Origin of the sequence: Selenomonas sp. oral taxon 149 str. 67H29BP (assembly GCF_000146365.1) — a bacterium.
Taxonomy (GTDB): domain Bacteria; phylum Bacillota; class Negativicutes; order Selenomonadales; family Selenomonadaceae; genus Centipeda; species Centipeda felix.
This window is the reverse complement of sequence record NZ_GL397087.1, coordinates 268,400-270,425: the sequence shown is the minus strand read 5'-3', so window position 1 is coordinate 270,425 and position 2,026 is coordinate 268,400. Positions and strand designations below refer to the sequence as shown.

Here is a 2,026-nt window from a genome sequence, read left to right as displayed (position 1 = left end):
GATCCCGCCGCAGAAGACGAATCAGATCTTTACGCCGCGCCGTGTTGTGCGGCAGATGGTGGATGCACTCGCGTGTGGGAATCCCGGCTGCTTTGACGATGCGACGCATACGTTTGCGGATCTCTATATGAAGTCGGGGCTCTATATCACGGAGATTGTGAAGCGGCTCTATCACTCGGACAAAATAAAAGCAGAATACCCAAATGACGCGGAGCGGATTCGGCATATTCTGCAGCATCAGGTCTATGGGATGGCACCAACGCGCATTATCTATCTCATTGCGACGAATTACATTCTGGGGTTTGATGAGAGTATGAAGTCTGAGACGAAGAATTTTGTTCAGGCAGATGCGTCGCAGGCGGCAAAGGAGGGGAAACTCGCGGAGCTGGTGAAAAAGTGTTTCGGCTGAGTCTTATTTTGCCATAAAGGCGCGGTAGGTGTGCTCCATCTCTTTGCGGGTTTTGCTTGCAGGCCAGAGTTCGCCGAGGGCGCCCTCGCGCATCCCGGCGGCGAGGTGGTTGTAGAGGTTTGGATTCTCCGCACTGAGGTGTGCGATGAGTTCCTTGACGGCCTGCCGTGTGGTATTGCCGTTGTGCGGACAGGGCGATGGGATGGGGGTGAAGCCGTGCAGGGGAATAGCATCGATGATCTCCTGCTCACGGAAGTAGACGAGCGGGCGAATGACGGTGATGCCCGTCTTGTCGAGGTAGGTCTTGGGACGGAAGGTGTTGAGCTGTCCTGAGTAGAACAGACTCATGAGAAAGGTCTCCACTGCATCATCATGATGGTGGGCGTAGGCGACCTTGTTCATGTGATGTTCCTTTGCGTAGCGGTTGACCGCACCGCGGCGGAAGAAGGCACAGGTAAAGCAGGGGCTTTTTTCCTCCTGCTCTACGATTGCCCCAGCAATGTCAACGTCAACGACCTCGTACGGAACGCCGAGGCTTTTGCAGAACGCCGCAATCGCATCGGTGTCAAAGGGATCGTCGAACTGTGGGTTGATGGTGAATGCGGCGATGGTGAAGTCTTTCTTCAGTCGTTCGCGCAGGATGGCGAGTGCATAGGTGAGAAAGATGCTGTCCTTGCCACCGGAGACACCGATGAGGATGTGGTCGCCGTTGTCGATGAGTTCAAACTCGACGACGGCACGCATGAGCTTGCTGAAATAGGTCTGTGGGATGTTGATGTTCATAGAATCGAGTTGCTTCCTTTATTCTTTATGACAGAGATAGACTCCGAGAATACCGCTCCCGAGGGTGACGGAGAAGCGATGCTTTGTGTTGCTCTCGGCGAGGACGTTGCTGATTGTCGTGGAAGAGTGCGAATGTATCTGTGCACCGTTCAGCTCCCATCGCAGTCCATTTGTTGTGATGCCTGTACACTCCTCGGTGAAGGGGAGGAGGGAAATCGCCTGCGGAGGACTGTCACATGTGATGGTTAAGGATTCGTCGCCGTGCAGGAAGAACAGTGACTCACGCTCATCAGCGAGGATACAGGGGAGAGCAGCGTGTGCCGCGACTGCGGCAGCACTCATGAGGTGGTCGAACCTGCCGCCAAATGCGCCAGTCAGGATAACGAGCGCACGGGGCACGAGCTCTGCGGCGATCCTGAGCGCAAGCTCTGTATCGGTAAAATCCTTTGCGGGCGGGAAGGCATGCACATGTGCGCCGTGTTCCTCTGCCCACGCCCACGCATCATGCGCTGCGCTGTCCCTATCGCCGATCAAATGTGCCGGGGAGAGTAAAAGAGTATGGCAGATATTCACTCCGCGATCAATGGCCCAGATGGAGCGGTCGGTACCTCCCTTTTCGGATTTTTGCACGAGCTGCGCCATCCAATCTTTTGTCGGTGTCCGCCCTCCGCCGATACAGATGATCTCCTGTGACGGCGGGTATGGCAGCGCTGCGTGGAGCGCTGGGAGGATGAGATTGTGCTTGTATTCATGCATGACAATAGTTCCTTTTGTCGAGTTTTATGATAGAATATGATTATATCACACGGTTTTTTCGACGAAAAGCGAAAAAAA

General features: G+C 54.6%; 2 protein-coding genes and 1 pseudogene. 1 reads left to right on the top strand and 2 read right to left on the bottom strand.

Annotation, left to right across the window (positions count from 1 at the left end; all coding sequences use genetic code 11):
• Positions 1-409, top strand: a pseudogene (locus HMPREF9166_RS01300) (restriction endonuclease); the annotation flags it as partial.
• Positions 410-412: 3 nt separating this feature from the next.
• Here the strand turns inward: HMPREF9166_RS01300 and HMPREF9166_RS01295 are convergent.
• Entirely contained in the window at positions 413-1,192 is a 780-nt protein-coding gene (locus HMPREF9166_RS01295) for a tRNA 2-thiocytidine biosynthesis TtcA family protein (RefSeq protein WP_009442227.1), read from the bottom strand.
• Positions 1,193-1,210: 18 nt separating this feature from the next.
• Positions 1,211-1,948 carry a thiamine diphosphokinase gene (locus HMPREF9166_RS01290; RefSeq protein WP_009442226.1) on the bottom strand — a complete coding sequence of 246 codons (738 nt, stop codon included), beginning with the start codon at positions 1,946-1,948 and terminating at the stop codon, positions 1,211-1,213.
• Positions 1,949-2,026: the final 78 nt, after the last annotated feature.

Coding starts and splice junctions, on each gene's coding strand:
- HMPREF9166_RS01295 (WP_009442227.1), bottom strand. CDS start 1,192: ATGAACATCAACATCCCACAGACCTATTTCAGCAAGCTCATGCGTGCC.
- HMPREF9166_RS01290 (WP_009442226.1), bottom strand. CDS start 1,948: ATGCATGAATACAAGCACAATCTCATCCTCCCAGCGCTCCACGCAGCG.